We start from the raw sequence: 25,344 nt of genomic DNA, 5'->3' as shown, positions 1-25,344 counted from the left end.
AGGCGCACTCCAGGAGAGACATGTCCATCCGTACGTTCGCGCGCCTCGGCGCGCTCCCGGCCGCCATCGCGGCCATCGCCCTCTCGCTCGCCTCCCCCGCGAGCGCCCACGTCACCGTGACGCCGTCGTCGGCCGCGGCCGGCGCCTACACCATCGCGACCTTCAGCGTCGGTCACGGCTGCGAGGCCTCGCCGACGACCAGCATCGAGATCCAGGTGCCCGAGTCCGTGCTCTCGGTGACGCCGACACGCACCAGCTTCTACGACGTCGAGAAGACCATGGTCGACCTCGACGAGCCGATCGCCGACAGCCACGGCAACGAGGTCACCGAGCGGGTCGGCTCGATCGTCTACACGGCTCGCACCCCGCTCCCCGACGGCATGCGCGACACCTTTGAGCTGTCGTTCCAGGTCCCCGACGCGGAGGGCGAGACGCTGACCTTCCCGACGATCCAGACGTGCGAGGAGGGTGAGACGGCCTGGACCGAGGTGGCGGCGGACGGCCAGGACTCCGACGAGCTCGACAGCCCGGCGCCGGCCTTCGAGATCCTGCCGGCGAGCGGCAGCGACGGACACCGCGGCGGGACCGCGGGCCCGGCCGCCGACACCTCCGGCGAGGAGACCGAGGCCACGGCGACGACCGCGGCCGCGGACGAGGACTCCTCGATGCTGGGCTGGGTGGGCCTCGGCGCCGGCCTGCTCGGCCTCCTGGCCGGCGGAGCGGCACTGGCCCGCACTCGCACCACCTCGTGATCCCGCTGGCGCGACCGGCGCCGTGGCGACGGGCGCTGCGCCCGGTCGCTGCGGCGCTGGTCGCGCTCGCGCTCGTGCTGCTCGGCGCCGCCCCGGCATCGGCGCACGCGGAGCTCGTCGGGAGCGACCCTGCCGAGGGGGCCGTCGTCGAGACGGCGCCCTCGGAGGTGACGCTCACCTTCAACGAGCCGGTGCGCCTGACCCCGCAGGAGATCGCGGTCTACGACGCCGAGGGCGACCCGGTCGCCTCGACCGCCGGTGCGACCGGCACCGAGGTCACGGTGGGGCTCACCGACGCGGCCGACCTCGCGGACGGCACCTACGTGGTGTCCTGGAACGTCCTGTCCGACGACGGGCACCCGATCTCGGGTGCCCTCACGTTCTCCGTGGGCGCGCCGAGCGCGTCGGTGGCGGCACCCCCCGAGCCGGCGACCTCCTCGGCGGTCGTCACGGTGGCGCGCGACCTGCTCGCCGGGGTCGCCCTCGTCGGCCTGCTGCTGGCGGCGGGTCTCGCACTCTTCGTCGCACTCGTGGTGCCTCGCACGTGGTCCGGGACGACGGTCCGGGCCCGGCTGCGCCGCGTCATCTCGTACGCCGCCGGGGCGGGCGCCGCGGCCGCGGTCCTGCAGGTGCCGGTGGCGGCGGTCTACGGCCAGGGGCTCGAGCTCACCGACGTGGTGTCGGCCTTCGACGCCTCGCTGGTCTCCAACGAGCTGCTGAGCGCCGCCGTCGTGCTCCTCGGCCTCGCCGTCGTGGTGCGCGCGGGCTCCGACAGCGCGCCCGGCCGCACGACCGGGTGGCTGCTCGTCGGCGGTGCACTGCTGGCACTCGCCGGGCCGTCGCTGGTCGGCCACACCCGGGCGTTCAGCCCGTCCCCGCTGCTGGTCGCGGCCGACGTCCTGCACGTCACCGCCGGTGCGGTGTGGCTCGGTGGGCTCGTCGGACTGGCGCTGACGCTGCGCGCGCTGGCGGGCCGCGAGGTGCTCGCCGCCCGGGCGCTGGCCCGCTTCTCCGCCCTGGCCGGCGGTGTCCTCCTCGCCGTGGCCGCCACCGGCACCTTCCTCGCGTGGCGCGTGGTGGGGTCCTGGGACGCCCTGGTCTCGACGGCGTACGGCTGGCTGCTGCTGGCCAAGGTCGCGATCGCCCTCGTCGTCGCCGCGGTCGGCGGCTGGAACCGCTGGCGCACGCTCCCCGCGGTGCGGGCAGCGGTCGGGTTCGGCGACCGGGAGCGCGCCGCGGCCGCCGTGACCCGAACGGTCCGGGTCGAGGCGGTGCTCCTGGTGGCGCTGCTCGGGGTCACGGGCTTCCTCGTCAGCTCCTCCCCGCGGCCGGTGCCGGTCGCCGCTCCCACCGGCACCACCGGCGTCGGCGCCGCCACCGCCGGCGACCTCCGCGTGCTCGCGGTGCTCGACCCCCGTCGTACGGGCAGCAACTCCGTGCTGGTGCAGGTCCAGGACGCGACGGGCGAGCCCTTCGACCCGCCCGTGAACCCGGTCGTCGAGCTGCGCACCGACGGCCTCGACCTCGGCCAGGTGGCGCTCACCCCGATCGCCGCGGGGACCTACCGCGGCGAGGTCGTGGTGCCGCGTGCCGGCGAGTGGGAGGTCCAGGTCAGCATCGCGCTGAGCCGCTTCGAGAACCCCGTGACGACCGTCAGGCTGACCGTGCGACCGTGAGCTCCACCGGCACGGTGTGAAGGAAACCGTCGACGCGCACCTGCACGAAGAGGCGGTAGTCGCCCGGCTCCTCGATCTCGGAGTGGAAGGTCAGCTCGGCGCCGTCCTCGGTGACCTCAGGGGCGGCGAGCGGGTGCAGGTGCACCATCGCACCGGTCTCGGTGTCGAAACCCGTCACGTGGCCGTAGGCACCGAGGTAGGTGCCGAGGCCGACCGGTCCGCCCGACTGGTCGCGCACGACGAGCCGCAGCTCACCGTTGGGGCCGGTCGCCGGGGCCTGGGAGACGCTGACGTCGACGACCCGGTCCGCTGCCGCCGTGTCGCCCGGGTCCCCCGGTGGCATCGCCAGCGGGCGCCCGAGCACGACGTGGTCACCGTTGCCGCCCTCGTCGACCGCGACGAACTCCGTCACCGCGCGATAGCCGCCGGCGTCGGGCACGTCGAAGGGAGCGGTCCACGTGCCGTCGTCGGCCCGCGTCGGGTGCAGGTGACGGAAGACGGTGAGGTCGTCGTTGACGACGTAGAGGTGCAGCTCCAAGGTGTGCTCCTCGACGTAGTCGGTGACCGGCTCGCCGTCGTAGTCGTCGATGCGGAAGCGCAGCTCGCCGATGCCGTCGGGCTGCTCGCGCACCTGGAGGCCGGCCAGGGTGTAGCCGACCTCGGAGACCTGCGTGCCGTCGCCGACCGCCAGCGAGGTGTGGCCCTGTCCCGGGGCGTGCGTGTGCCCGGCCTCGACGCTGCCGTCGCCGGAGGCGGAGGAGCACCCCGCGGCCGCGCCGAGCGCCACGACGGCCAGCGCCAGGGCCGTACGTCGGGGGCGGGAGGTCACGGCGGCAAGCCTACGAGGCACGATCCACGCTCAGAGCTCGGACTGCACCCCGGCCAGCAGCTGGCGCGCCATCACGATGCGCTGGACCTGGTTGGTGCCCTCGTAGATCTGGGTGATCTTGGCGTCGCGCATCATCCGTTCGACCGGGTAGTCGCGGGTGAAGCCGTAGCCCCCCAGCACCTGCACGGCGTTGACGGTGACCTCCATCGCGACGTCGGAGGCGAAGCACTTGGCGGCCGCACCGAAGAAGGTGAGGTCGTCGTCGCCGCGCTCGGAGCGGCCCGCGGCGGCGTACGTCATCTGGCGGGCGGCCTCGATCTTCATGCCCATGTCGGCGAGCATGAACTGCAGGCCCTGGAAGTCGGCGATCGACTTGCCGAACTGCTGGCGCTCCTTGGCGTAGTCCAGCGCGTAGTCGAGCGCTCCCTGGGCAACGCCGACGGCCTGCGCGGCGATGGTGACGCGGGTGTGGTCGAGGGTCTGCATCGCGGTCGCGAAGCCGGTGCCCTCCTCGCCGATCATCCGGTCGGCGGGGATGCGGACCTTGTCGAAGTAGACCTCGCGGGTCGGCGAGCCCTTGATGCCGAGCTTCTTCTCCGGCGCACCGAAGGACACGCCCGCGTCCGACTTCTCGACCACGAAGGCCGAGATGCCGCCGCGCGTCTTCTTCTCGGTGTCGGTGACGGCCATGACGGTGTAGAACTCCGACTCGCCGGCGTTGGTGATCCAGCGCTTCACGCCGTCGATGACCCACTCGTCGCCGTCGCGCACCGCGCGGGTCTTCATGCCACCGGCGTCGGAGCCGGCGTCGGGCTCGGAGAGGCAGTAGGAGAAGCCGCCCTCGCCGCGCGCCAGCGCGCCGAGGTACTTCTGCTTGAGCTCCTCGGACCCGGCGATCTGCACCGGCAGCGAGCCGAGCTTGTTGACCGCGGGGATCAGCGAGGACGAGACGCACGCGCGGGCGACCTCCTCGATGACCAGCACGGTGGCCAGCGCGTCCGCGCCGGCGCCGCCGTAGGCCTCGGGCACGTGCGGGGCGTGGAAGTCGGAGGCGAGCAGCGCCTCGGCCGCCTCGTGGGGGTAGCGTGCCTCCTCGTCGACCGCGGCCGCGAACGGTGCGATCTTGGCGTCGGCGACCGCGCGGACGGCCTCGCGGATGGCCTGGTGCTCCTCGGAGAGGGCGTACATCGGGAAGTCGCTCATGGCCGGAATTCTAGGACGTCCAATCTTTCAGGGGCAGAGGTCTACGGTGTGGCCATGACCACGTCCGGAGATGCCGGACGCCCGGCCGGCGCCGAGGGCACCGACCGGGCGTTCGAAGGCTGCGACGGGGTCAGCGGACCCGGATCACGACCTTCTTGTCCTTCGACTTCGCGGTGAAGTCGTCGCCGAGGTAGAGCACCTTGACCTTGGTCTTGCCCGCGGGCAGCGCCTTCTTCAGCGTGACCTTGACCTTGCCCTTGGCGTTCAGGGTGCCCTTGCCAAGCACCTTCTTGCCCTTCATGACCGTGACCTTGCCGGTGGGCACCTCGTTGTCGGCGTCCACGACGACCTTGAGCTTGGTCTTCTGGCCGAGGGGGGTGACCTTCTTGGTGGGCTCGGCCTCCGTGGTCGACTCGTTCTCGGCCAGGATGATCGAGCCGAGGCTCGACGCCGAACCGGCCTTGAGCGCACACGGGACGTCAGCCAGCATCGTCACGTCACCCTGCTTGGTGGCGGTGAACTTGAACGCCGACGGCACGACGATGTCGTACGTGCCAGCGCCCGGCAGGCTGACCGGCACGGTCGAGGCCGGGACCGCACCCTGGGTGGCGAGCGGGTTCGGAGTGTTGAGCGTCAGCGCCGTGTTGGGCGTCGTCGGCACAGCGGTCTGCGGGAAGCGCGCGTTCTGCAGGGGCAGGTCGGCCGTGTCCGCGGAGGACAGCTCGTCGAGCGTGGCGACCATGTCGTTCGAGAATCCACCGATGGTGGTGGCCTGGAACAGGCCCTTGGCGGCGTCGACCACGTCACCGGGGAGGGTCACGCTCAGGAGCACCGGGATGGCCGGGGCGTCGAGGCCCGCATTGGCCGCCGGCGGCAGGGTGGCCGTGATGGAGACCGGGATGTCCCGGGCGCCCAGGGCCGGGAACGTGCAGGTGTAGGTGGTCGCGGCGGTGGCTGCCTGCGCAACGGGCGCGGCGAGGGCGACGAGTGCGCTGGCGCCCAGGGCGCCGGCGGCAGCGACGGCGCCGAGGCGCCGGGTTGCAGTGTGGAGCATGTAGGAATTTCCCCTCGTGGTGTGGTGTGACGGGGCTCATCCCACCACACGGGTCCCGCCGGGCACTCGAGAAACGCTGATGTTCTACCGGCGGTACCCCCACCCGGTCGATTGCCGCACGGTGACGTCGTCGTCCGGAGCTACCGTGACTCCATGAGCTCGAGCTGGCAGGACCCCGCGACGATCGACCGGATGCTCGACGACCTCGATACCTGGGCGGTCGTCGGCCTCTCCGGCGACCCGTCCCGCACGGCGTACTCGATCGCCGCGCTGCTGCAGGAGCGCGGCAAGAAGGTGGTGCCGATCCACCCCTCGTTCGCGGACCCCGAGGCGCCCCCGGTGCTGGGCGAGCAGGGGTACGCCACCCTGGCCGACGTCCCGTTCCCCGTCGACGTGGTCGACGTCTTCCGACGCTCCGAGGCGGCCGGCGAGTTCGCCGACCAGGCCGTGGCGATCGGCGCGGCAGGGGTGTGGTTCCAGCTCGGCGTGGTCGACGAGGACGCCTTCGCCTGCACCACCGATGCGGGCGTCGCGATGGTCATGGACACCTGCCCCGCCATCGAGTGGCGCAGGCGCGGTCGCTGATCGACGAGGAGGGACGGGCTCAGACCACGCCCATCGCCAACATGGCGTCCGCGACCCGGACGAAACCGGCGATGTTGGCCCCGAGCACGTAGTCCCCCGGACGGCCGTAGTCGTCGGCGGCCGCGGCGCACCGCTCGTGGATGCCGGCCATGATCTCGGCCAGCCTGGCCTCGGCGTGGTCGTGCGTCCACGAGTCGCGCGACGCGTTCTGCTGCATCTCCAGCGCGCTGGTCGCGACGCCGCCCGCGTTGGCCGCCTTCCCGGGCGCGAACAGCACGCCGGCGTCCACGAAGGTGGCCACGCCTGCAGGGGTCGTCGGCATGTTGGCGCCCTCCGCCACGACGAGGCAGCCCTGCTTCACCAGGGTGCGGGCCGCCGCGTCGTCGAGCTCGTTCTCGGTCGCGCACGGGAGCGCCACCCGGCACGGCACGTCCCAGATCGACCCGCCCGCGACGTACGTCGCCCCCGGGCGCCGCTCGGCGTACTCACTGATCCGCGCGCGCTCGACCTCCTTCAGCTCCTTGAGCAGCTCGAGGTCGATGCCGGCCTCGTCCACGACGTAGCCGGCCGAGTCCGAGCACGCCACCACGGTCCCGCCCATCTCGTGGACCTTCTCGACGGCGTAGATGGCGACGTTGCCCGAGCCCGACACCACGACCTTCTTGCCGTCGAGGGAATCGCCGCGCTGCCGCAGCATCTCCTGCACGAAGAAGGCGGTGCCGTAGCCCGTCGCCTCCTTGCGGACCGCCGATCCACCCCATCCGGTGCCCTTGCCGGTGAGCACCCCGGACTCGTAGCGGTTGGTGATCCTCTTGTACTGCCCGAACAGGTAGCCGATCTCGCGCCCGCCCACGCCGATGTCACCGGCCGGGACGTCGGTGTACTCGCCGATGTGACGGTAGAGCTCGGTCATGAAGGACTGGCAGAAGCGCATCACCTCGCCGTCCGAGCGGCCCTTGGGATCGAAGTCGGAGCCGCCCTTGCCGCCACCGATGGGCATGCCGGTGAGCGCGTTCTTGAAGACCTGCTCGAAGCCCAGGAACTTCACGATGCCGAGGTAGACGCTCGGGTGGAAGCGGAGACCACCCTTGTAGGGCCCGAGCGCGGAGTTGAACTCCACACGGAAGCCGCGGTGGATCTCCACCCGACCGGCGTCGTCGACCCACGGGACCCGGAAGATGATCTGGCGCTCCGGCTCGCAGATCCGCTCGATCACCCGTGCGTCGGTGTACTCCGGGTGTCGGGCCACGACCGGCCCGAGGCTGTCGAGCACCTCGCGGACGGCCTGGTGGAACTCGCCCTCGCCCGGGTTGCGTCGGACGACGAGGTCGTAGATCGATTGCAGTCGGGCTTCCTCACGGGTCACCGACGCACTCTAGTCAGGCGCTCCACCGCGGCCGGCCGGCGTCCGGTTCCTGAACGTGCTCACAGCTCGACAAGCGCCTCGGACATCGCGATGCCGAGCTGGTCCAGGCACTCCTCCAGCACCCACTGCACGTCGAGGGTGTCGGTGAGCGGCATGACCGGGCTCTCGGTGAGCCCGGCGGCGAGGCAGCGCTGCACCTCCTCGGCCTGGTGGACGTAGCCGCGCCCCGTTGCCGGGCGCTCGATCGCCTCCGGCTCCTCCCCGTTGCGGCGTACGACGACGCGCTCGGGGTGGTGGAAGGGCGGCTCGAGCTCGATGGAGCCCTCCGTTCCGACGATGACCGCGCGGCCCGGCGTCGAGCTGGCCAGCGAGCAGGTCAACGCCGCGGCGCGGCCGTCGGCCCACGCGAGGTGGATCGCGGCGGACGCGTCCGCGCCGTTGGGGTAGAGGGTGCCGGTCGCGGTGACCCGGTCCGGGCGGCCCAGGAGGTGCTGGGCCAGCGAGATCGGGTAGACGCCGAGGTCGAGCACGGAGCCGCCGCCCAGGGCCAGGTCGAAGAGCCGGCTGACCGGGTCGAAGGCGCGGTGGGCGCCGAAGTCGGCCTGCACCAGCACGACGTCGCCGATCTCGCCCGCCGCGACCAGCTCCCCCACGTGGGCCACCGCAGGCTGGAAGCGGGTCCACATCGCCTCCATGCAGAACACCTCGGCGGCGCGGGCCGCGGCGACGACCTCCTCGGCGCCGGCGAGGGTGGCGGTGAAGGCCTTCTCGACCAGCAGCGGCGTGCCCGCCTCGATCGCGGCGAGGGCCAGCGCGTGGTGCTGGGGGTGCGGTGTCGCGACGTAGACGACGTCGACGTCACCGGCACGGCCGGCCGCGACGAGGTCGGCGTACGTGCCCGAGGCGCCGGCCCCGAACCGCCCGGCGAAGTCCGCGGCCGAGTCCGGCGAGCGGCTGCCGACGAAGGCGACCTCCGCGTCGGGGAGCAGGGCGAGGTCGGAGGTGAAGGCGGCGGCCATCCGGCCGGTCGCGGCGATTCCCCAGCGCGTGGTCATGGCACCGACCCTAGGCGCCGAGCGGCTGCCCCTGCGTCCGGCCCCGCGACTCCCCCGGCCAGGTGGCGTCCACGAGGTGCGCCGCGATCGCCAGGCTCGACGTCGCACCGGGTGACGGCGCATTGCGCACGCACGTCACGCCGTCGGCGTGGGTGATGCGGAAGTCGTCGACCATGCTCCCGTCGCGGTCCACCGCCTGCGCCCGCACCCCGCTGCCGGCGCGGGAGACGTCGGCGACGCCGATCGCGGGGACGTAGCGCGAGGCCGAGCGCATGAAGGCGCGCTGCGAGGCCGAGCCGATGACCTCGTCGACGCCCGTACGCCAGTGGGCGCGCGCCAGGCGCCACGAGCCGGGCCACGACAGCACGTCGCGCAGGTCGCGGGCCGAGACGTCGCGGCGGCGGTAGCCCTCGCGGCGCGTGGCGAGCACGGCGTTGGGCCCCACCTCGAGGCCGCCGCCGACCCGGCGGGTGAAGTGGACCCCGAGGAAGGGGTAGCGCGGGTCGGGGACGGGGTAGACCATGCCGCGCACCAGGTCCTGCTTGGCCTCGCTGACGCCGAGGTACTCGCCGCGGAACGGCACGATCACCGGTCCCCGCTCGCCGTCGACCATCGAGGACACCCGGTCGGCCTGGAGCCCGGCGGCCACCACGACGTGGTCGAGGTGGAGCGGCGCGGCGTCGCCCTCCACGCGGACCACGACGCCGTCGGCAGTGCGCCGGATGTCGACCACGCGCGCACGGAGGCGCACCTGCCCGCCGGCGGCGGCCACCTCGGCGGCCAGGGCCCGGGTGATCGCGGTGTAGTCCGTGATGGCCGTGCCCGGCGAGTGGAGGGCCGCCAGCCCGACGGCGTGCGGCTCGACCTCGCGGATCTCCTGGGGCGAGAGCCGGCGCAGCCCCGGGACCCGGTTGTCGGTGGCGGTCCGCTCGAGGGTGTCGAAGCGCCCCATCTCGTCGGCGTCGACGGCCACGACGAGCTTGCCGCACTCGACGTAGGGGATCGCGTGCTCGGCGCAGAAGTCACGCAGCAGGCCGCGGCCGCGGGTGCACAGCTCGGCCTTGAGGCTGCCGGGCTTGTAGTAGATGCCGGCGTGCACGACGCCGGAGTTGTGCCCGGTCTGGTGCGCAGCCAGGCGGTCCTCCTTCTCGAGCACCACCACCTGCGTGCCCGGGCGTCGTCGTACGACCTCGCGTGCGATCGCGACGCCGAGGATGCCGCCCCCGACGATGCCGACCCGTGCGTCCCCCATGGGGAGGACGGTGCTCGCTCCCGCTGGACGCGTCAAGCGACACTCTGCTCCATCCCATAATGGGGGGATGCGCGACCTCCACGTCCCGGCCGGCCCGGGCCTGCCCGAGGGTCTCGTCGTGCCCGCCGCCGACCTGGTCGAGCGGTTCTCCCGCTCGCCCGGCCCCGGCGGACAGTCGGTCAACACCTCCGACTCGCGCGTCGAGCTCGAGCTCGACCTCACCGCCACCACGGCCCTCACCGACACCCAGCGCACGCGGGCGCTGCGCCGCTGGCCGGACGGCCGGATCGCGATCGCGGCCTCGGAGCACCGCTCGCAGCACCGCAACCGCGTCGCCGCGCGCGAGCGCCTGGCCGAGATGCTCCGCGGGGCACTGGCTCCCCCGCCCCCGCCGCGGCGCACGACGCGGCCGACGCGCGGCTCGAAGGAGCGGCGGCTGCGCGCGAAGAAGGAGCGCGCCGGCACCAAGGCCCTGCGCGGGCGGGTGCGGGACCGGGACTAGAAGCCCACGCGCCGGGTGTCCCCGGCAGCCGCACGGCGTACGACGTCGCCCTTGGCGTGGGCGGTCTCGGCGAGCTCGGCCTGGTAGTCGACGAGACGCTGCTGGAGGTCGGGGTCGCTGGTGCCCAGGATCCGGGCGGCGAGGATTCCGGCGTTCTTGGCGTTGCCGATCGCGACCGTCGCGACCGGGATGCCGCCGGGCATCTGCACGATCGAGAGCAGCGAGTCCATTCCGTCGAGGTACTTCAGCGGCACCGGGACGCCGATCACCGGCAGCGGAGTGAGCGAGGCGAGCATGCCCGGCAGGTGGGCCGCTCCCCCGGCGCCGGCGATGACGACCGACAGGCCGCGGGTGTGGGCCTGCTGGCCCCACGCGACCATCTCGGTCGGCATCCGGTGCGCGGAGACCACGTCGGCCTCCCAGGCGATGCCGAGCTCGGTGAGGACCTCACCGGCGGCCTGCATCACGGGCCAGTCGGAGTCCGAGCCCATGACGATGGCGACCTTCGGGGTCGCGGTGGTGTCGTCCATCTGCTCACTCACTTTCGTTGCCGAGGTCGCCGCGGAACCATGCGGCGGCGTGCCGCGCGCGCTCGAGGCAGTCGTCGAGGTCGTCGCCGAAGGCGTTGACGTGGCCGACCTTGCGGCCCGGTCGCAGGTCCTTGCCGTAGAAGTGCACCCGCAGGTGCGGGTCGCGGGCCATCGCGTGGGGCAGCCCGTCGTAGAGCCGGCCGGTGTCGGTGGGTCCGCCGAGGATGTTGACCATCACGGTCCAGCGCGAGCGCGGGGCCGGCGAACCCAGCGGGAGGTCCATGACGGCGCGCAGATGATTCTCGAACTGGGACGTCACGGCGCCGTCCTGGCTCCAGTGGCCGGTGTTGTGGGGGCGCATCGCCAGCTCGTTGACCAGGATCCGGCCGTCGGTCGTCTCGAAGAGCTCGACGGCGAGGATGCCCGTGACGTCGAGCGCACCGGCGACGCGCAGGGCGATCTGCTGCGCCTCACCGGCCAGGGCGGGCTCGAGGTCCGGTGCGGGGGCGATCACCTCGTGGCAGATCCCGTCGAGCTGGGTGGAGGCGACGACGGGGTACGCCGCCGCCTGCCCGCTGGGCGACCGGGCGACGAGGGCGGAGAGCTCGCGGCGGAAGTCGACGAGCTCCTCGGCCAGGACCTCCACGCCGGCAGCGGCCGCGGCGTCGAAGGCCACCTGCGCCTCGTCGAGGGCGCGGACCACCCACACGCCCTTGCCGTCGTAGCCACCGCGCGTGGTCTTGAGGACGCACGGCAGCCCGAACGCCTCGACCTCGGCGGTCGAGGTGACCACGGCGTTGCGGGGACACGGCACGTCCAGCTCAGCGAGCCGGCGGCGCATGACGGCCTTGTCCTGGGCGTGCACCAGCGCGCTCGGCCCGGGACGTACGGCGACCCCGTCGGCCTCCAGCGCGTGCAGGTGGTCGGTGGGGACGTGCTCGTGATCGAAGGTGACCACGCTGGCGCCCTCGGTGACGCGGCGCAGGGTCGGCAGGTCCTTGTAGTCACCGACCAGCTGGTCGGGGATGACCTGGGCGGCGGACACGCCCTCGGCCTCGGCGAGCAGCCGCAGCGGGAGCCCGAGCGCGATGGCGGGTTGCGCCATCATCCGGGCCAGCTGGCCTCCCCCGATGACGGCGAGCGTGGGGGCACGGTGCTGACCTGGCGACGACACGACGGCGAGCCTATAGAAGGACTACCCGAGCAGCGCGACGGGTCGCTTGACAGCGGAGGGCTGAGATTGTTTAGTCCTTCACAATGAACACCTCCGCCCCGGACTCCCGCCGCTTCGCCCTGGCGCTGCACCGCGCCACGACCCTGGTCGACCGCGTCGCAGACACCTATCTGCGCCCCGCCCACGGGATCGGCGTCTCCGAGCTCGGTGCGCTGGCCACGATCGACGCGATCGGACCGGCGCGCCAGACCACGCTCGCGGACGCCCTGGACGTCACCCGATCGGCGGTGACGCAGCGGCTCGCCTCTCTCAGCGCACGCGGACTGGTGGAGGTCGTCGCGGATTCGGTCGACCGCCGGGCCCACGCGGTCGCGCTCACCGACGCCGGCCGCGACCTGCTCGCGGCGGCCTGGACCGGTCTCGCCGGGCTCGACGACGGGCTCGAGGACGGCATCGACCTGACGGCCCTCCTGGACGCGCTGGAACGGATCGCCGTCAACGCCGAGCGGCACCTGCAGGCTTCCAGGTGAACGCCGCAAATCTCATTGCCGCCGCGACCGCCACACTGGTCCTCGCCGCCATCGCGGTCGTCCAGGTGCTTGCGGCCGCTGGGCGTCCCGTCGGTCGGCTCGTCTGGGGTGGCCGGCACGAGGTGCTCCCCCGACCCCTGCGGATCGCCAGTGCGCTGTCGGTCCTGCTCTACGTCGCGATCGTGCTGGTCCTCCTCGCCCGGGCAGGCGCCTCCGGCGCTCCGGGCACGAACACGTCCGTCGCCGCGTGGGTGCTGGTCGGCTACTTCGCGCTCGGGATCGTCCTCAACGGCATCTCGCGCAGCCGTGCCGAGCGCCTGACGATGGCGCCCGCGTGCCTCGTGCTGACCGCCTGCTGCCTGGTCGTGGCGACCGGCTGAGGGTCCGACGGACTAGCTCGCGACCGTGTCCTGGGCGGTCTCGAAGCGCAGGCCGCGTCCCCGGTGCGTCGTGATCAGGGTCGGGTTGCGCGGGTCGTCGTCGAGCTTGCGGCGCAGCCAGCCGAGGTGGACGTCGATGGTCTTGGAGTTGGTGTAGAACGACGTCTGCCACACGTCGGCCATCAGCTCGCCGCGCGTGACGATGTCACCGGGGCGCGCCATCAGCGCATGGAGGAGCTGGAACTCCTTGCGCGAGAGCCTGATCTCGCGCTCGCCCCGCCACACCTGCCGCGTGGTCGGATCCAGTCGTACGTCCTGCACAGCCAACACGGGCCGACGGTAGGGACGGCACCCCTCCCGGCGGGCCCGTATGGCAGAAAATGACCCCGGTGGTCCAGTCCACCGAGCGATGCCGCGTGCGCGTCAGCGACGGCGTACGGCGACCGGCTCGACCAGCCCGAAGCCCCGCACCGGACGGGCCGGCAGGCGCCGGCTCTCCCAGTCGGCGGCCGGCAACAGGTCGGCGGTGTTCTGGTCGACGATGAGCCGGTTGCGGCGCGCGACCTGGGTGAGCCGGGCGGCCATGTTGACCGGCGGACCGAAGATGTCGCCGAGGCGCTGGACCACCGGTCCGCTCGCCAGCCCGAGGCGTACGTCGGGCATCTTGGGGTCCCGGCCGATGACGTTGATGATCCCCTCGGCCACCGCGACCGCGTCCTCGGCGTCGCTGGTCACGAAGAGCACCGAGTCGCCCAGGCTCTTGATGATGCGCCCGGCGTAGCGCGCCACCACGTCCTGGCAGCGGCTCTCAAAGACCTCGACCAGGTCACCGATCTCGTCGCGGTCGAGGGTGTTGGACAGGGCGGTGAAGGACACCAGGTCGGCGAAGCCGACGCTGACGTCGATGGTGTGCAGGTCCTCGTCCTTGGCGCCCATCGCCTCGATGCGACCGACGGCCGCGGCGAGGTGGCGGCGCCAGGCGTAGATCAGCAGCCGCTCGAAGGGCGGGTTGACCTCGTTGATCAGGCGCAGGGCCGAGCCGATGCGCGAGCCGGTGGCCTCCTCGCCGGCCTCCATCTCCTCCACGCGGCTGACCAGCGTCGAGACCTCCCAGTCGGCCAGGCGGGCCATGGTCTGCCCGACACCGCGGGTGAGGTTGACGGCCATGTCGAAGTCCACGGCTCCGGCGTCGACGAAGCCCATGAGGGTGGCCACGGCCTCGATGTCGGCCGCCGTGTAGGCCTTCTCGCCGACGAACTCCGGGAAGCCCAGCGCGCGCCACAACCGCCGGGTCTGCTCGATCGTGATGCCGGTCTCGGCGGCCACCTCGAGGGCGTTGAAGGCAGGCTGGCTCCGCAGGATCGCGTCGTCGAGCTGCTCCCCCGGGGGCCGGTCGGGGCGCTCGCCCCGCGATGCGCGGTCAGGCGCCATCGTCGCGGCGGTCACCACCGGCGAGGCGATGGAGCTCGTTGGACACCTGGAGCTGGACCTTCTCCACGTCGGGGATGTCGGAGAGCTCGACGCTGCCGTCGGTGCTGGCGTCGGAGACCACGAGCGTGCCGCAGCCGAAGATCCGGTCGATGACGCCGATCTCGAAGTCGACGCCACTGATCCGGTTGAGCGGGATCGTGCGGCCCTCCTTGGCGATGAAGCCGGAGCGCTTGATGAAGCGGCGGTTGGTGAAGGTGTAGGTCGTGGTGAGCCAGTCGACGAAGGGCCGCAGGACCCACCAGAAGACGATGCCCACCGACACGGCGCCGACGATGGCGCCGATGACCGTGGAGTCGGTGTAGCGGCTCAGGACGATGATGCCGACCACGAGCAGCAGGAGCACCAGGAAGGGGCCGATCAGCGCCTTCGGGTGCGTCCGGGTCGAGACGACGACGTGTTCGCCCTCGTTGAGGAGCTTGGTCGGAAAGGCCACGGGCCGATCATGTCACTACGCACGTCGCTTCGCGACGCATCACGCAGGGCGCACGTGCACCACGTCGCCCGCGGCCACCGTGAAGGTGCCGTCGTCCGTCCCGACGACCAGCGCCCCGCTCGCGTCGATGTCGAGCGCCTCGCCACGACGTACGTCGCCCGCGGGCAGGTGGACGTCCACCGTCGCGCCCAGCGTCACGCACACGTCGGCGTACGCCCGGCGCAGCGACTCGGTGTCGTCGAGCAGGCCCTGCAGGCCGTGGATCGAGCCGAGCACCTGCCCCAGCAGCCCGGTGCGCTCGACCGGCTCGCCGGTCTCCAGCGCGACCGACGTGGCGAGCGCGATCGGCAGCTCGGCAAGGGTCTGGTCCACGTTGATGCCCACGCCCACCACGGCCATCGGACCGCGGTCGGTCTCGATCCGCTCGACGAGGATGCCGCAGACCTTGCGGCCGGCGCCGGCGCCGGCGCCGCTGTCGACGAGCACGTCGTTGGGCCACTTCAGCGCGATGTCGGGGAGCCGGTCGGCGAGCGCGGCCTGGACGGCGTACCCGGTCAGGAGCGGCAGCCACGACCACGAGGTCGGCGGCACGTCGGGGGCGAGCAGCACCGAGAAGGTCAGCGACGACCGCGGCGGGGTCTCCCAGACGCGGTCCAGGCGGCCGCGACCGGCTGTCTGGTGCTCGGTGACCAGCACGAGGCCGGGCTCCTCGCCCGCCCGGGCGCGCTTGGCCAGGGCGGCGTTGGTCGACGGCGTCGCCTCCTCCACCTCCACGCGCCACCCGTGCGGCACCAGCAGCCGGGCGGGATCGAGGGGTGGGCGCGGTGCCGGTGCGTCGCTCATGGCACTAGATTGCCCGATGGACCTGACCAGCGACCGACCAGGAGACCATCGCGTGAGTGCACAGCCGGGTGAGGGCACCGACGTCCCCTCGCAGGAGACAGGCATCGACATCCACACGACCGCGGGCAAGCTCGCCGACCTCGAGCGGCGTCTCGACGAGGCTGTGCACGCCGGGTCGGACAAGGCCGTGGAGAAGCAGCACGCGAAGGGTCGCAGGACCGCCCGCGAGCGCATCGAGATGCTCTTCGACGAGGGCACCTTCGTCGAGCTCGACGAGCTCGCGCGCCACCGGTCGACCGCGTTCGGGCTGGAGAAGAACCGTCCGTACGGCGACGGCGTGGTGACCGGCTACGGCGAGGTCGACGGGCGCATGGTGTGCGTCTTCAGCCAGGACTTCACCGTCTTCGGCGGCTCGCTGGGCGAGGTCTACGGCGAGAAGATCACCAAGGTCATGGACCTGGCGATGAAGACCGGCTGCCCGATCATCGGCATCAACGAGGGCGCCGGCGCCCGCATCCAGGAGGGCGTGGTCAGCCTCGGCCTCTACGGCGAGATCTTCCGCCGCAACGTGCACGCCTCGGGCGTGATCCCCCAGATCAGCATGATCATGGGCAACTGCGCCGGCGGTCACGTCTACTCTCCCGCGGTCACCGACTTCACGGTCATGGTCGACAAGACCTCCGCGATGTTCATCACCGGTCCCGACGTCATCAAGACCGTCACCGGCGAGGACGTGACGATGGAGGACCTCGGCGGCGCGCGCACCCACAACACCAAGTCGGGCAACGCCCACTACATGGCCTCCGACGAGGAGGACGCCATCGACTACGTCAAGGCGATGCTGTCCTACCTCCCGCAGAACAACCTCGACCCGGCTCCCGAGCTCGACGAGGTCCCCGACATGGAGGTCACCGACCTCGACCGGGCGCTCGACACGCTCATCCCGGACAGCCCGAACCAGCCGTACGACATGCACGATGTGATCACCGCCGTGCTCGACGACGAGGAGTTCCTCGAGGTCCAGGAGCTGTTCGCCCCCAACATCATCGTCGGCTTCGGCCGCGTCGAGGGGCGCTCGGTCGGTGTCGTGGCCAACCAGCCGATGCAGTTCGCCGGCACCCTCGACATCGACGCCTCGGAGAAGGCCGCGCGCTTCGTGCGCTTCTGCGACGCCTTCAACCTGCCGGTGCTGACCTTCGTCGACGTGCCGGGCTTCCTGCCGGGCACCGACCAGGAGTGGGACGGCATCATCCGCCGCGGCGCGAAGCTCATCTACGCCTACGCCGAGGCGACCGTCCCGCTCGTCACGATCATCACCCGCAAGGCCTACGGCGGCGCCTACGACGTGATGGGCTCCAAGCACCTCGGCGCCGACATCAACCTCGCCTGGCCCACCGCCCAGATCGCCGTGATGGGCGCGCAGGGCGCGGCCAACATCTTGCACCGCAAGATCCTCAAGAAGGTCGCGGACTCGGGTGGCGACGTCGAGGCGACCCGCGCCGAGCTCATCGAGGACTACGAGACCACGCTGGCCAACCCCTACATCGCGGCCGAGCGGGGCTACGTCGACGCCGTCATCACCCCGCACGAGACCCGGACCGAGGTCGTCCGTGCGCTGCGCCTGCTGCGCTCCAAGCGCGAGACCCTGCCGCCCAAGAAGCACGGGAACATCCCCCTCTGATGGCCACGGTGAGCGGTCAGGACGAGCAGCGCCCGCTGCTCGAGGTGGTCAACCCCGACGCGACGCCCGAGGAGGTCGCCGCGCTGGTCGCGGTGCTCTCCGCGGTGTCCGCGGGGGGCGCCGAGGCCCCGCGCCGGACCCGGCAGTCGTGGGGCGCACCCGCCCGCGACGTGCGGCGTACACCCCGTCCGGGTCCGGAGGGGTGGCGGACCAGCGGGCTTCCCCGCTGAGGTTCGTCCACCTCCCGTCGAGGACCCTGCGGGCGGGCGCGGGGCTGTCGCCCGGCGGGACTAGGGTCGCCCGCGTGAGCGAACGTGCCATCGATGCCCTCTGCGACGCCTACGTCGACGACTTCTGCGCCCTCGACCCGCTGACCGCCACCTCGATCGGGGTGGCCGGCCACGAGCACGAGATGACCGACTACTCCCCGGCCGGGTTCGACGCCCGCGAGGCGCTCGCCCGCGCCGCGGTGGCAGCGGTGGAGGCGGCGACGCCGGTCGACGACCGCGAGGCCGCGGCCCGCGACGCCTTCCTCGAGCGCACCCGGCTCGAGATCGAGCTCGAGGAGGCCGGCGTCAACCGCTCGCGCATGTCGGTGCTCTGGAGCCCGCTGCACGAGATCCGCGGCGTCTTCGACCTCATGCCCACCGAGGGCGAGGAGGCCGTGGCGGCGATCGCGTCCCGCCTCGCCGCCGTGCCCACCGCGCTCGAGGGGCTGCGCGTCACCCTGTCCGACGAGGCACGCAAGGGCCACGTCGTCGCCGCGCGGCAGTACGCCGAGGTGGCCGAGCAGGTGCGCCGCTGGACCGGTCAGACCGGTGACGCGGGCGACTTCTACCTCGGCCTCGTCGAACGCCTCGAGGGTGGCGACCGCGACGAGCTGCGCCGCCTCGCGAGCGCAGCGAGCGCCGCGACCGCCGCCTTCGGCCTCTTCCTGAGCGACGAGCTCGAGCCGCAGGGCAAGGACCGTGAGGGGGTGGGCCGCGAGGTCTACGCCCTGGCCAGCCGCTACTTCCTCGGCGCCGAGGTCGACCTCGACGAGACCTACGCCTGGGGCTGGGGCGAGCTCCAGCGGCTCTCGGACCTGATGCACGCGACCGCCGAGCGGACCCTGCCGGGCGCCGGGGTCGATGCGGTGGTCGCCCACCTCGACACCGATCCCGAGCGGGTGGTGCAGGGCCGCGAGGCCTTCCGCGGGTGGATGCAGGACCTCGCCGACCGCACCATCGCCGCGATGGCCGACGTGCACTTCGACATCCCGGCGCCGATCCGGCGCATCGAGTGCATGCTCGCGCCCACCAACGACGGCGGGATCTACTACACCGGCCCCTCGGAGGACTTCTCCCGACCGGGCCGGATGTGGTGGTCGGTGCCCGACGGCATCGAGGCCTTCCACCCGTGGCGAGAGGTCACCACCGTCTTCCACGAGGGCGTCCCCGGGCACCACCTCCAGGTCGCCCAGACGGCCTACCGCAGCGACACCCTCAACCGCTGGCAGCGCCTCATGTGCTGGTGCAGCGGTCACGGCGAGGGCTGGGCGCTCTACGCCGAGCGGCTGATGCAGGAGCTCGGCTTCCTCGACGACCCGGCCGACCTGCTGGGCATGCTCGACGGCCAGTCGCTGCGGGCAGCGCGGGTGATCGTCGACATCGGTATGCACCTCGAGCTGACCATCCCCGAGCACAACCGGCTCGGGCCCGACGGCAGTGCGTTCCACCCCGGTGAGACCTGGACGCCCGACCTCGGTCTGGAGTTCATGCGGCTGCACTGCCGCATGGACGACGAGGTGATCCAGTTCGAGGTCAAACGCTACCTCGGCCTGCCCGGCCAAGCCCCGTCGTACAAGGTCGGCGAGCGCATCTGGCTGGAGGCGCGGGCGGCCGTGCAGCAGCGCCAGGGCGACGACTTCGACCTCAAGGCCTTCCACCGCGCCGCCCTCGACCTGGGCTCGCTCGGTCTCGACCCGTTGCGCGCCGCGCTGGAGCGACTGTGAGCACCCGTCCGGTGGTGCCGCTGGTGCTGGCGTCGGCCTCCCCCGCACGGCGTACGACGCTGCAGGCCGCGGGCCTGGACCCGATCGTCGTCGTGAGCGGCGTCGACGAGTCCCAGCTGGTCGACCTCCCGCCGGCCGAGCTCGCGCTCCAGCTGGCCGAGCTGAAGTGCGCGGCCGTCGTCGGGCGCGACGAGGTGCCGGCCGGCGCCCTCGTCCTCGGCTGCGACTCCGTGCTCGAGCTCGACGGCGAAGCCCTCGGCAAGCCCCACGACCCGGACGAGGCGAGGCGACGTTGGCAGGCGATGCGTGGTCGCTCGGGCGTGCTCCACAGCGGCCACTGCCTGCGCGACACGACCTCCGGTCGCGTGGCGGCGGCGACCGGTTCCACCACCGTCCACTTCGCCGACGTGGGCGACGACGAGATCGACGCCTACGTCGCCACCGGTGAGCCGCTGCACGTCGCGGGCGCCTTCACCATCGACGGCTTCGGCGGCGCCTTCATCGCCGGGATCGAGGGCGACCACCACAACGTGGTGGGTGTCAGCCTGCCCCTGCTGCGCGAGCTCGTCCTCGAGCTCGGGCACGGGTGGCCCGACCTGTGGCGGTGACCCGCTAGCATCGCGACCGTGGGGAGCGGGGTTCGGGGGAGCGTGCAGGCACAGCCTGTGGCCGATCCCGACGACCGCTACGGCGTGCGCGACGAGCGCCTGCTGACCGGCGCGACGGTGATCACCGGCGTCCGCACGGTCGCCTCCGTGGTGCTCGCCGCCGCAGCGGCGTACGAGCAGAGCCTGACGCTGCTGGTGGTCGCGCTCGTCGTCTACTGGGTCGGCGACATGCTCGACGGGTTCTATGCGCGGGTCCGTGACTGCGAGACCCGCATCGGCGCCGTGCTCGACATCATGTGCGACCGCTTCAACGCCGCCGCCTTCTACATCGGCCTGGCCTGGCTCCAGCCCGACCTGTCACCGGCGATCTTCGTCTACCTGGCCGAGTTCATGGTCGTCGACTTCTTCCTGTCCATCGCGTTCCTCGCGTGGCCGGTGCGCAGCCCCAACTACTTCTTCGTCATCGACCGGCCCACCTGGCTGTGGAACTGGTCCAAGCCGGCCAAGGCGGTCAACAGCGCGCTCTTCGCGGTGCTCCTGCTCGTCACCGGCTGGATGTGGGTCGGCCTCGCCATCGCCACGGCGCTGCTGGTGCTCAAGTGCGTCTCGCTGCACCGACTGCTGCAGATCGGGCTCCCGGTGCCGGACGGACGCGGCTGATGCTCTTCTGGAGCGTGCTGGTCGGCTCGATCGGGTCCGCCCTGCTCCCCCTGATCAACATCGAGGCGATCCTCGCCGTCGCGGTCAGCCAGGCCCCCGCCGCGACGTGGGGCCTGATCGCGGCGGCGACCGCGGGCCAGATGATCGGCAAGGTCCTCTGGTACTGGGGCGGCATGCACATCGACCGCGCTCCCTGGGTGCACAAGCACCTGCAGAAGCCGAAGGCCAAGGCGTCCCTCGACAAGTGGCACGCACGTGCCGAGGGACGGCCCTGGTTCACCGCGGGACTGCTCTTCGTGTCCGCCAGCACCGGCATCCCGCCGTACGCCGTCACGGCGGTGCTGGCCGGGATGCTGCGGGTGCCCTTCTGGATCTTCATGGTCACCGGCCTGCTGGGACGCGGGCTGCGCTTCTGGGCCGTGGTCGCGGGCACCACGTCGCTCATCGACCTCTTCTGAGGGCCCGGCCCGGCGTGGGCCGGCTACTCCGCGGCCGACCAGGCCTGGCGCAGGCTCACCCGGCCGCCGGTCTGCAGCAGGGCGCGGCGGTAGAGCCGCTCGCCCACCCAGACGGTGATCGCGGCGAAGACCGCCAGGAGGCCGAGGGCGACCAGCGGCTCCCACCACTCCACCCCACCGGCGAGGATGCGCTTGGGCATCACCACCGCGGAGACGGGCGGGACGAAGGACGCGATGACCTGACCGCGGCCGTCGAGGGAGAGACCGCCGAAGAACATCACCAGCATCAGCATCGTGAGCGGCGTCGAGGTCGACTGCAGGTCCTCGGTGCGCGAGGCCAGCGAGCCGGCCACCGCCCACAGGCAGGCGAGCGCGACGAACCCGGCGAGGAAGAAGCCGATGAACCACGCCGTCGGCCCCGAGAGCGCCGGCACGAACGACTTGTAGGGCGTGAACGTCAGCCCGATGAGCCCCACGACGAGGTAGACGAGCAGCTGGATGACCGCGAGCGCGGTGTTGCCCAGCACCTTGCCCGCCAGCAGGTGCCGCAGCGGGATCGCGGCGGCGATGATCTCGACGATGCGGCTCTGCTTCTCCTCGATGACCGAGGAGGCCAGCTGCATGCCGAAGACGAGCGCGGCGAAGTAGAACAGGAAGACGAAGACGAACCCGACCGCGTCGGCCACGGCTGCCTTTTCCGCGTCGCCGCGGAGGAAGTCGGTCGAGACCGTGCTGCCGGCCTCGAGCGCCTCCACGGTGGTGCCCACGCCCGCCGCGTTGTCGGCGAGCACCTGCTGCCGCACGACCGCCTCGGCGACCGCGGTCAGCGAGTCCTGCGTGCTCGACTCCGAGGTGAGCTGCCAGACGCCGTCGACCTCGTGCAGCCAGGCGTCGGCCTCGTCCCCGGTGAGCGCGGTCTCGGCGGCCTCCCTGTCGGCGACCTCGAGGACGGTGACGTCCAGGTCCTCGTCGACCTGCGCCGCGCCGTCCTTGATCGCGGTCGCCATGGCGACGGCCTCGGGGGTCGCGGCGAGGGTGGCGTCCTCGCTGCGGTCCTCCTGCCAGGCCGTGAAGCCGATGAAGCCCGCGATCAGCAGGACCATGAAGGCCGTGCCGAAGAGGAACGACTTGTCGGTGATGCGCGAGACGACCTCGCGCCGGGTCACGAGCAGCCAGGCGCGCTCGCGGTCGTCGTGGGTGCTCATGCGGTGGCCTCCCGGTAGATCTCGCTGAGTGCCGGGCGGACCCGGACGAACTCGTGGACGTCGCCGCGGCGGGTGGCCTCGGCGACCAGGTGCTGCTCGGCGCCGTCCTCACGCACCTCGACGAGCGCGGTGGCGCCGTCGAGGTCGAGGACGTCGAGCCCGCGCTGGTCGCGGACCCAACCGGCGTCGCCGCCGAGGACGAGACGGAAGCGCGGCACCCCCGCGTCGCGCAGCTCCGTCACCGTCCCGGCGGCGACCCGGCGTCCGTGGGCCAGCACGACCAGGCGGTCGCACAGGCGCTCGACCAGGTCGAGCTGGTGGCTGGAGAACAGGACCGGCACGCCGTCGCGGGTGTGCTCGCGCAGCAGGTCGACCATCGAGTCGACCGCCACCGGGTCGAGCCCGGAGAAGGGCTCGTCGAGGACGAGCGCGGCAGGCTTCGGCAGCACCGAGGCGATGATCTGCACCCGCTGCTGGTTGCCCAGCGAGAGCTTCTCGAGGTGGTCCTTGCCCCGCTCCCCGAGGCCGAAGCGCTCCAGCAGCTCCTGCACGCGGGTGCGTGCCTCCACGCGTCCCATGCCCTTGAGCTGGGCGACGTAGACGAGCTGGTCGAGGATCGGCTGCTTGGGGTAGAGCCCGCGCTCCTCCGGCATGTAGCCGAACGAGCGGCGGTCCAGCCGGGTGATGGGCTGGTCGCGCCACAGCACCTCGCCCTCGTCGATGCCGAGCACGCCCATCACCATCCGCATGGTGGTGGTCTTGCCCGCGCCGTTGCCGCCGACGAAGCCGGTCATCAGCCCGGACGGCACCTCGAACGAGACGCGGTCGACGGCAGTGTGCTCGCCGAACCGCCTGGTCAGCTCCCGGATCTCCAACATGCCACCGACGCTAGGGGCGAGCGGTGCCGTCGCGGATCCCCCGCGGGACTGAACCCGAGGCCCTCACTCCTCCGTCGGGAGGACGAGGCCGGCCTCGTAGGCGTAGACGACGGCCTGCACGCGGTCGCGGAGGTGGAGCTTGGCGAGCACGTTGGACACGTGGGTCTTCACCGTCGCCTCCCCCAGCACCAGCGAGCCGGCGATCTCGCCGTTGGACAGCCCGCGGGCCAGCAGCACCAGCACCTCGCGCTCGCGCGCGGTGAGGCGGGACAGCTCGTCGGGCTCCGTCCGGGCAGCACTCGCGCGTCCGCCCGACCGCTGCGCGATGACGCGGCGCGTCACCTCGGGGGCGAGGAGCGCGTGCCCCCGCCCGGCCGCGCGTACGGCGTCCAGGAGCTGCTCCGGCCCGGCGTTCTTCAGCAGGAAGCCGCTCGCACCCGCGTCGAGGGCGTCGAAGAGGTAGTCGTCGCGGTCGAAGGTCGTCACGATCACCACGTGCCCCAGGTCCTCGGCGACGAGGTGGCGGGTGGCCTCGATGCCGTCCATGCGCGGCATCTGGACGTCCATGAGCACCACGTCGGGACGCGTCGCCCGGGCCTGCTCGAGGGCCTGGAGGCCGTCGGCGGCCTCCCCCACGACCTCGATGTCGTCCTCGAACGAGAGCACCATCGCGAAGCCGGAACGCACCATGGCGTGGTCGTCGACGAGCAGGACCCTCAGCGGCGCGGTCACGGGCGCGCCCCGAGCGGGTAGCGCACCCGGACGCGGTAGCCGCCGGTGACCCGTGGGCCGATGTCCACCTGGCCGTCGTGCGTGGCGGCGCGCTCGCGGATCCCGAGCTGGCCCAGGCCGCTGCCGGACGTGCCGTGGCGCGGGCGTCCGTTGTCGACGACCTCCACCTCGGCATAGGACACGACCTCGTCGACGCGCACGACCACCGACACGGCATCAGCGGTCGAGTGGCGACGGACGTTGGTGAGCGCCTCCTGCACCGTGCGGAAGACAGCGAGGCCGATGCCGCGCGGGAGCCGGCCCGCCGCGCCTTCCTGGGCCTCGACCACGTCGAGGGAGACCGCGAGGCCCTGGTCGCCCACCTCGGCGACCAGACCGGGGAGGTCGCGGACGCCCGCGTCCGTCGTACGCGTCCCGCCGGGCTCGCGCGCGTCGTCCTCCCCCACTCCCTCACGCAGGGTGCCGAGGAGGGCGCGCATCTGCGCCACCGCGTCGCGGGAGGCCTCCTCGACGTTGGCGAGGGCCGTACGCGCGGCGTCGGGGTCGCGGTCGAGCACCCGGCGCGCGGCGCCGGCCTGGATGCCCATCGCGGAGACGCCGTGCGCGACCACGTCGTGCAGCTCGCGGGCGATGCGGAGCCGCTCGTCGACGACCGCCTGCTCCCGCAGCCGGCCGGCCTGGCCGGCGATGGTGGTGGCCTGCTCCTGCAGCCGGTGGCGCTGGCGGGCCGCGCGCCAGGAGACGCCGCCGCCGACGATCGCGCCCCCGAAGTAGATGGCGTTGACGACCAGCGTGATCGCGACCGCGGCGGGGATCTGCGGGAACAGACCGATCCGCTCGGCGCCCATCTCCTCGTCGACCCAGTCCTGCGCCGCCGAGCCGACGGCGAACTGCCAGCCGATCCAGGCGAACATGAAGAGCACGATCACGCTGACCGTGATGACCATCGCGCGCCGGTCGCGCGCCCACGCGACGCCCGAGAGCAGGGCGAGGAAGTAGACGATCTGCAGCGACGCCTGGCCCATGACCTGCGGCATCGTGACCCCGGCGACGAACATGTGCCCGGCGGCGAGGAGGGCCACGGCCAGCGGCCAGCGGCGGCGACCGAGCAGCAGCGCCGCGCCGCTCGCGACCGCGAGCCACTGCGCCCACACCGGGACGTCGGTCTGCTCGAAGCCGCCGGCGCTGCGCACCAGCTCGAGGGCCAGCAGGCTGATCGCGGCGACGCTCGCTGCCAGTACGACGTCCTGGCGCCCGAGGGCCGGCCGCGGGCGCTCCCACACGTCGTCGACGCCGAACCAGTCGAGCATGCGCTGGGTCGGTCGGGACATGGGGCGAGGGTAGATCGCCGCGCGACCCGATGGATCCGTCGGGAGGGGGAGATCCCTGCAGCGGGCGTCACGACCTGGGGCACAATCGCGGCCAAGTCGGCAGGGACCACGAGAATCCTGGACGACCTGCCGTGCCTGACGAT

General features: G+C 72.4%; 28 protein-coding genes. 12 read left to right on the top strand and 16 right to left on the bottom strand.

The window, feature by feature from the left end:
• Positions 1–20 precede the first annotated feature (20 nt).
• The gene (locus IRX98_RS07445; protein ID WP_224275355.1) at positions 21–752 is read left to right on the top strand and encodes a YcnI family copper-binding membrane protein; all 732 of its coding nucleotides are present in this window, start codon (positions 21–23) and stop codon (positions 750–752) included.
• The gene (locus IRX98_RS07440; protein WP_224275353.1) at positions 749–2,428 is read left to right on the top strand and encodes a copper resistance CopC/CopD family protein; all 1,680 of its coding nucleotides are present in this window, start codon (positions 749–751) and stop codon (positions 2,426–2,428) included. Before IRX98_RS07445 ends, IRX98_RS07440 begins: the two co-directional genes overlap by 4 nt.
• On the opposite strand, the gene IRX98_RS07435 is transcribed toward IRX98_RS07440, so the two are convergent.
• The 3 genes from IRX98_RS07435 to IRX98_RS07425 form a co-directional block, all read right to left on the bottom strand.
• Positions 2,406–3,257, bottom strand: coding sequence for a DUF8832 domain-containing protein (locus tag IRX98_RS07435; RefSeq protein ID WP_224275349.1), 852 nt, complete (start codon positions 3,255–3,257; stop codon positions 2,406–2,408). The genes IRX98_RS07440 and IRX98_RS07435 overlap by 23 nt on opposite strands.
• Before the next feature lie 30 nt (positions 3,258–3,287).
• A complete protein-coding gene (locus tag IRX98_RS07430) occupies positions 3,288–4,460 on the bottom strand; it encodes an acyl-CoA dehydrogenase family protein (RefSeq protein WP_224275348.1) in 1,173 nt (390 codons plus the stop codon).
• Between the two features lie 130 nt (positions 4,461–4,590).
• On the bottom strand, positions 4,591–5,514 hold the full coding sequence (locus tag IRX98_RS07425) for a DUF6801 domain-containing protein (RefSeq protein ID WP_224275346.1): 924 nt from the start codon (positions 5,512–5,514) through the stop codon (positions 4,591–4,593).
• Between the two features lie 153 nt (positions 5,515–5,667).
• On the opposite strand from IRX98_RS07425, the gene IRX98_RS07420 reads away from it, so the two are divergent.
• On the top strand, positions 5,668–6,099 hold the full coding sequence (locus tag IRX98_RS07420) for a CoA-binding protein (protein WP_224275345.1): 432 nt from the start codon (positions 5,668–5,670) through the stop codon (positions 6,097–6,099).
• 19 nt (positions 6,100–6,118) lie between these two features.
• Here the strand turns inward: IRX98_RS07420 and gdhA are convergent, their stop codons facing one another.
• The 3 genes from gdhA to lhgD are packed head-to-tail and all read right to left on the bottom strand — an operon-like array spanning position 6,119 to position 9,772.
• Positions 6,119–7,465 (bottom strand): NADP-specific glutamate dehydrogenase, encoded by a 1,347-nt coding sequence (gene gdhA / locus IRX98_RS07415; RefSeq protein ID WP_224275344.1) that lies wholly within the window; start codon positions 7,463–7,465, stop codon positions 6,119–6,121.
• A gap of 59 nt (positions 7,466–7,524) precedes the next feature.
• On the bottom strand, positions 7,525–8,520 hold the full coding sequence (locus IRX98_RS07410; RefSeq protein WP_224275342.1) for a Gfo/Idh/MocA family protein: 996 nt from the start codon (positions 8,518–8,520) through the stop codon (positions 7,525–7,527).
• Between the two features lie 10 nt (positions 8,521–8,530).
• A complete protein-coding gene (lhgD, locus tag IRX98_RS07405) occupies positions 8,531–9,772 on the bottom strand; it encodes an L-2-hydroxyglutarate dehydrogenase (RefSeq protein WP_224275340.1) in 1,242 nt (413 codons plus the stop codon).
• A gap of 67 nt (positions 9,773–9,839) precedes the next feature.
• Here lhgD and arfB point away from each other — a divergent pair, with 67 nt between their 5' ends.
• Positions 9,840–10,274, top strand: coding sequence for an alternative ribosome rescue aminoacyl-tRNA hydrolase ArfB (arfB, locus tag IRX98_RS07400; protein ID WP_224275337.1), 435 nt, complete (start codon positions 9,840–9,842; stop codon positions 10,272–10,274).
• On the opposite strand, the gene purE is transcribed toward arfB, so the two are convergent.
• Both purE and IRX98_RS07390 read right to left on the bottom strand, forming a co-directional pair.
• Positions 10,271–10,804 (bottom strand): 5-(carboxyamino)imidazole ribonucleotide mutase, encoded by a 534-nt coding sequence (gene purE / locus IRX98_RS07395; protein WP_224275334.1) that lies wholly within the window; start codon positions 10,802–10,804, stop codon positions 10,271–10,273. The genes arfB and purE overlap by 4 nt on opposite strands.
• 4 nt (positions 10,805–10,808) lie before the next feature.
• Positions 10,809–11,912, bottom strand: coding sequence for a 5-(carboxyamino)imidazole ribonucleotide synthase (locus IRX98_RS07390; RefSeq protein WP_235745263.1), 1,104 nt, complete (start codon positions 11,910–11,912; stop codon positions 10,809–10,811).
• A 149-nt stretch (positions 11,913–12,061) separates the two neighbouring features.
• Between IRX98_RS07390 and IRX98_RS07385 the strand changes: the two genes are divergently transcribed.
• On the top strand, positions 12,062–12,508 hold the full coding sequence (locus tag IRX98_RS07385; protein WP_224275330.1) for a MarR family winged helix-turn-helix transcriptional regulator: 447 nt from the start codon (positions 12,062–12,064) through the stop codon (positions 12,506–12,508).
• Positions 12,505–12,888 carry a hypothetical protein gene (locus IRX98_RS07380; RefSeq protein ID WP_224275326.1) on the top strand — a complete coding sequence of 128 codons (384 nt, stop codon included), beginning with the start codon at positions 12,505–12,507 and terminating at the stop codon, positions 12,886–12,888. The genes IRX98_RS07385 and IRX98_RS07380 overlap by 4 nt, the downstream gene beginning before the upstream one ends.
• Positions 12,889–12,900: 12 nt before the next feature.
• Here the strand turns inward: IRX98_RS07380 and IRX98_RS07375 are convergent, their stop codons facing one another.
• From IRX98_RS07375 to IRX98_RS07360, 4 genes are all read right to left on the bottom strand, one after another.
• Positions 12,901–13,218 (bottom strand): winged helix-turn-helix domain-containing protein, encoded by a 318-nt coding sequence (locus IRX98_RS07375; protein ID WP_207084277.1) that lies wholly within the window; start codon positions 13,216–13,218, stop codon positions 12,901–12,903.
• A 93-nt stretch (positions 13,219–13,311) separates the two neighbouring features.
• Positions 13,312–14,319, bottom strand: coding sequence for an adenylate/guanylate cyclase domain-containing protein (locus IRX98_RS07370; protein ID WP_224275324.1), 1,008 nt, complete (start codon positions 14,317–14,319; stop codon positions 13,312–13,314).
• Positions 14,309–14,812, bottom strand: coding sequence for a PH domain-containing protein (locus IRX98_RS23380; protein ID WP_224275322.1), 504 nt, complete (start codon positions 14,810–14,812; stop codon positions 14,309–14,311). The genes IRX98_RS07370 and IRX98_RS23380 overlap by 11 nt, the downstream gene beginning before the upstream one ends.
• A 39-nt stretch (positions 14,813–14,851) precedes the next feature.
• Positions 14,852–15,655: a biotin--[acetyl-CoA-carboxylase] ligase gene (locus tag IRX98_RS07360; protein ID WP_224275320.1), complete on the bottom strand. Its 804-nt coding sequence runs from the start codon at positions 15,653–15,655 to the stop codon at positions 14,852–14,854.
• A gap of 16 nt (positions 15,656–15,671) precedes the next feature.
• On the opposite strand from IRX98_RS07360, the gene IRX98_RS07355 reads away from it, so the two are divergent.
• The 6 genes from IRX98_RS07355 (at position 15,672) to IRX98_RS07330 (ending at position 21,055) form a co-directional block, all read left to right on the top strand.
• On the top strand, positions 15,672–17,336 hold the full coding sequence (locus IRX98_RS07355; RefSeq protein ID WP_372456048.1) for an acyl-CoA carboxylase subunit beta: 1,665 nt from the start codon (positions 15,672–15,674) through the stop codon (positions 17,334–17,336).
• Positions 17,336–17,566 (top strand): acyl-CoA carboxylase subunit epsilon, encoded by a 231-nt coding sequence (locus IRX98_RS07350; protein ID WP_224275317.1) that lies wholly within the window; start codon positions 17,336–17,338, stop codon positions 17,564–17,566. Before IRX98_RS07355 ends, IRX98_RS07350 begins: the two co-directional genes overlap by 1 nt.
• A gap of 74 nt (positions 17,567–17,640) precedes the next feature.
• Positions 17,641–19,329, top strand: a complete 1,689-nt coding sequence (locus tag IRX98_RS07345; RefSeq protein ID WP_224275315.1) for a DUF885 domain-containing protein — start codon at positions 17,641–17,643, stop codon at positions 19,327–19,329.
• A complete protein-coding gene (locus tag IRX98_RS07340; RefSeq protein ID WP_224275313.1) occupies positions 19,326–19,937 on the top strand; it encodes a Maf family protein in 612 nt (203 codons plus the stop codon). The genes IRX98_RS07345 and IRX98_RS07340 overlap by 4 nt, the downstream gene beginning before the upstream one ends.
• A gap of 57 nt (positions 19,938–19,994) precedes the next feature.
• Positions 19,995–20,597, top strand: a complete 603-nt coding sequence (locus tag IRX98_RS07335; protein ID WP_224275311.1) for a CDP-alcohol phosphatidyltransferase family protein — start codon at positions 19,995–19,997, stop codon at positions 20,595–20,597.
• Positions 20,597–21,055: a VTT domain-containing protein gene (locus IRX98_RS07330; RefSeq protein WP_224275308.1), complete on the top strand. Its 459-nt coding sequence runs from the start codon at positions 20,597–20,599 to the stop codon at positions 21,053–21,055. The genes IRX98_RS07335 and IRX98_RS07330 overlap by 1 nt, the downstream gene beginning before the upstream one ends.
• 23 nt (positions 21,056–21,078) lie before the next feature.
• On the opposite strand, the gene IRX98_RS07325 is transcribed toward IRX98_RS07330, so the two are convergent.
• From IRX98_RS07325 to IRX98_RS07310, 4 genes are all read right to left on the bottom strand, one after another.
• Positions 21,079–22,260 (bottom strand): ABC transporter permease, encoded by a 1,182-nt coding sequence (locus IRX98_RS07325; RefSeq protein ID WP_224275306.1) that lies wholly within the window; start codon positions 22,258–22,260, stop codon positions 21,079–21,081.
• Entirely contained in the window at positions 22,257–23,138 is an 882-nt protein-coding gene (locus IRX98_RS07320; RefSeq protein ID WP_224275303.1) for an ABC transporter ATP-binding protein, read from the bottom strand. The genes IRX98_RS07325 and IRX98_RS07320 overlap by 4 nt, the downstream gene beginning before the upstream one ends.
• Before the next feature lie 63 nt (positions 23,139–23,201).
• Positions 23,202–23,870, bottom strand: a complete 669-nt coding sequence (locus tag IRX98_RS07315) for a response regulator (protein ID WP_224275301.1) — start codon at positions 23,868–23,870, stop codon at positions 23,202–23,204.
• Positions 23,867–25,201: a sensor histidine kinase gene (locus tag IRX98_RS07310; protein ID WP_224275297.1), complete on the bottom strand. Its 1,335-nt coding sequence runs from the start codon at positions 25,199–25,201 to the stop codon at positions 23,867–23,869. Before IRX98_RS07310 ends, IRX98_RS07315 begins: the two co-directional genes overlap by 4 nt.
• Between the last annotated feature and the right edge of the window lie 143 nt (positions 25,202–25,344).

Source organism: Nocardioides lacusdianchii (assembly GCF_020102855.1).
GTDB lineage: Bacteria > Actinomycetota > Actinomycetes > Propionibacteriales > Nocardioidaceae > Nocardioides > Nocardioides lacusdianchii.
This window is presented reverse-complemented; position numbering and strand designations above follow the sequence as displayed.

Bases quoted from the DNA above. Each gene is read 5' to 3' on its own strand.
- IRX98_RS07390 (WP_235745263.1), bottom strand. From the start codon at position 11,912: ATGATGGCGCAACCCGCCATCGCGCTCGGGCTCCCGCTGCGGCTGCTC.
- IRX98_RS07310 (WP_224275297.1), bottom strand. From the start codon at position 25,201: ATGTCCCGACCGACCCAGCGCATGCTCGACTGGTTCGGCGTCGACGAC.
- purE (WP_224275334.1), bottom strand. From the start codon at position 10,804: ATGGACGACACCACCGCGACCCCGAAGGTCGCCATCGTCATGGGCTCG.
- IRX98_RS07325 (WP_224275306.1), bottom strand. From the start codon at position 22,260: ATGAGCACCCACGACGACCGCGAGCGCGCCTGGCTGCTCGTGACCCGG.
- IRX98_RS07410 (WP_224275342.1), bottom strand. From the start codon at position 8,520: ATGACCACGCGCTGGGGAATCGCCGCGACCGGCCGGATGGCCGCCGCC.
- IRX98_RS07385 (WP_224275330.1), top strand. From the start codon at position 12,062: ATGAACACCTCCGCCCCGGACTCCCGCCGCTTCGCCCTGGCGCTGCAC.
- IRX98_RS07355 (WP_372456048.1), top strand. From the start codon at position 15,672: ATGGACCTGACCAGCGACCGACCAGGAGACCATCGCGTGAGTGCACAG.
- IRX98_RS07445 (WP_224275355.1), top strand. From the start codon at position 21: ATGTCCATCCGTACGTTCGCGCGCCTCGGCGCGCTCCCGGCCGCCATC.
- IRX98_RS07360 (WP_224275320.1), bottom strand. From the start codon at position 15,655: ATGAGCGACGCACCGGCACCGCGCCCACCCCTCGATCCCGCCCGGCTG.
- IRX98_RS07430 (WP_224275348.1), bottom strand. From the start codon at position 4,460: ATGAGCGACTTCCCGATGTACGCCCTCTCCGAGGAGCACCAGGCCATC.
- lhgD (WP_224275340.1), bottom strand. From the start codon at position 9,772: ATGGGGGACGCACGGGTCGGCATCGTCGGGGGCGGCATCCTCGGCGTC.
- IRX98_RS07370 (WP_224275324.1), bottom strand. From the start codon at position 14,319: ATGGCGCCTGACCGCGCATCGCGGGGCGAGCGCCCCGACCGGCCCCCG.
- arfB (WP_224275337.1), top strand. From the start codon at position 9,840: ATGCGCGACCTCCACGTCCCGGCCGGCCCGGGCCTGCCCGAGGGTCTC.
- IRX98_RS07425 (WP_224275346.1), bottom strand. From the start codon at position 5,514: ATGCTCCACACTGCAACCCGGCGCCTCGGCGCCGTCGCTGCCGCCGGC.
- IRX98_RS07320 (WP_224275303.1), bottom strand. From the start codon at position 23,138: ATGTTGGAGATCCGGGAGCTGACCAGGCGGTTCGGCGAGCACACTGCC.
- IRX98_RS07350 (WP_224275317.1), top strand. From the start codon at position 17,336: ATGGCCACGGTGAGCGGTCAGGACGAGCAGCGCCCGCTGCTCGAGGTG.
- IRX98_RS07420 (WP_224275345.1), top strand. From the start codon at position 5,668: ATGAGCTCGAGCTGGCAGGACCCCGCGACGATCGACCGGATGCTCGAC.
- IRX98_RS07330 (WP_224275308.1), top strand. From the start codon at position 20,597: ATGCTCTTCTGGAGCGTGCTGGTCGGCTCGATCGGGTCCGCCCTGCTC.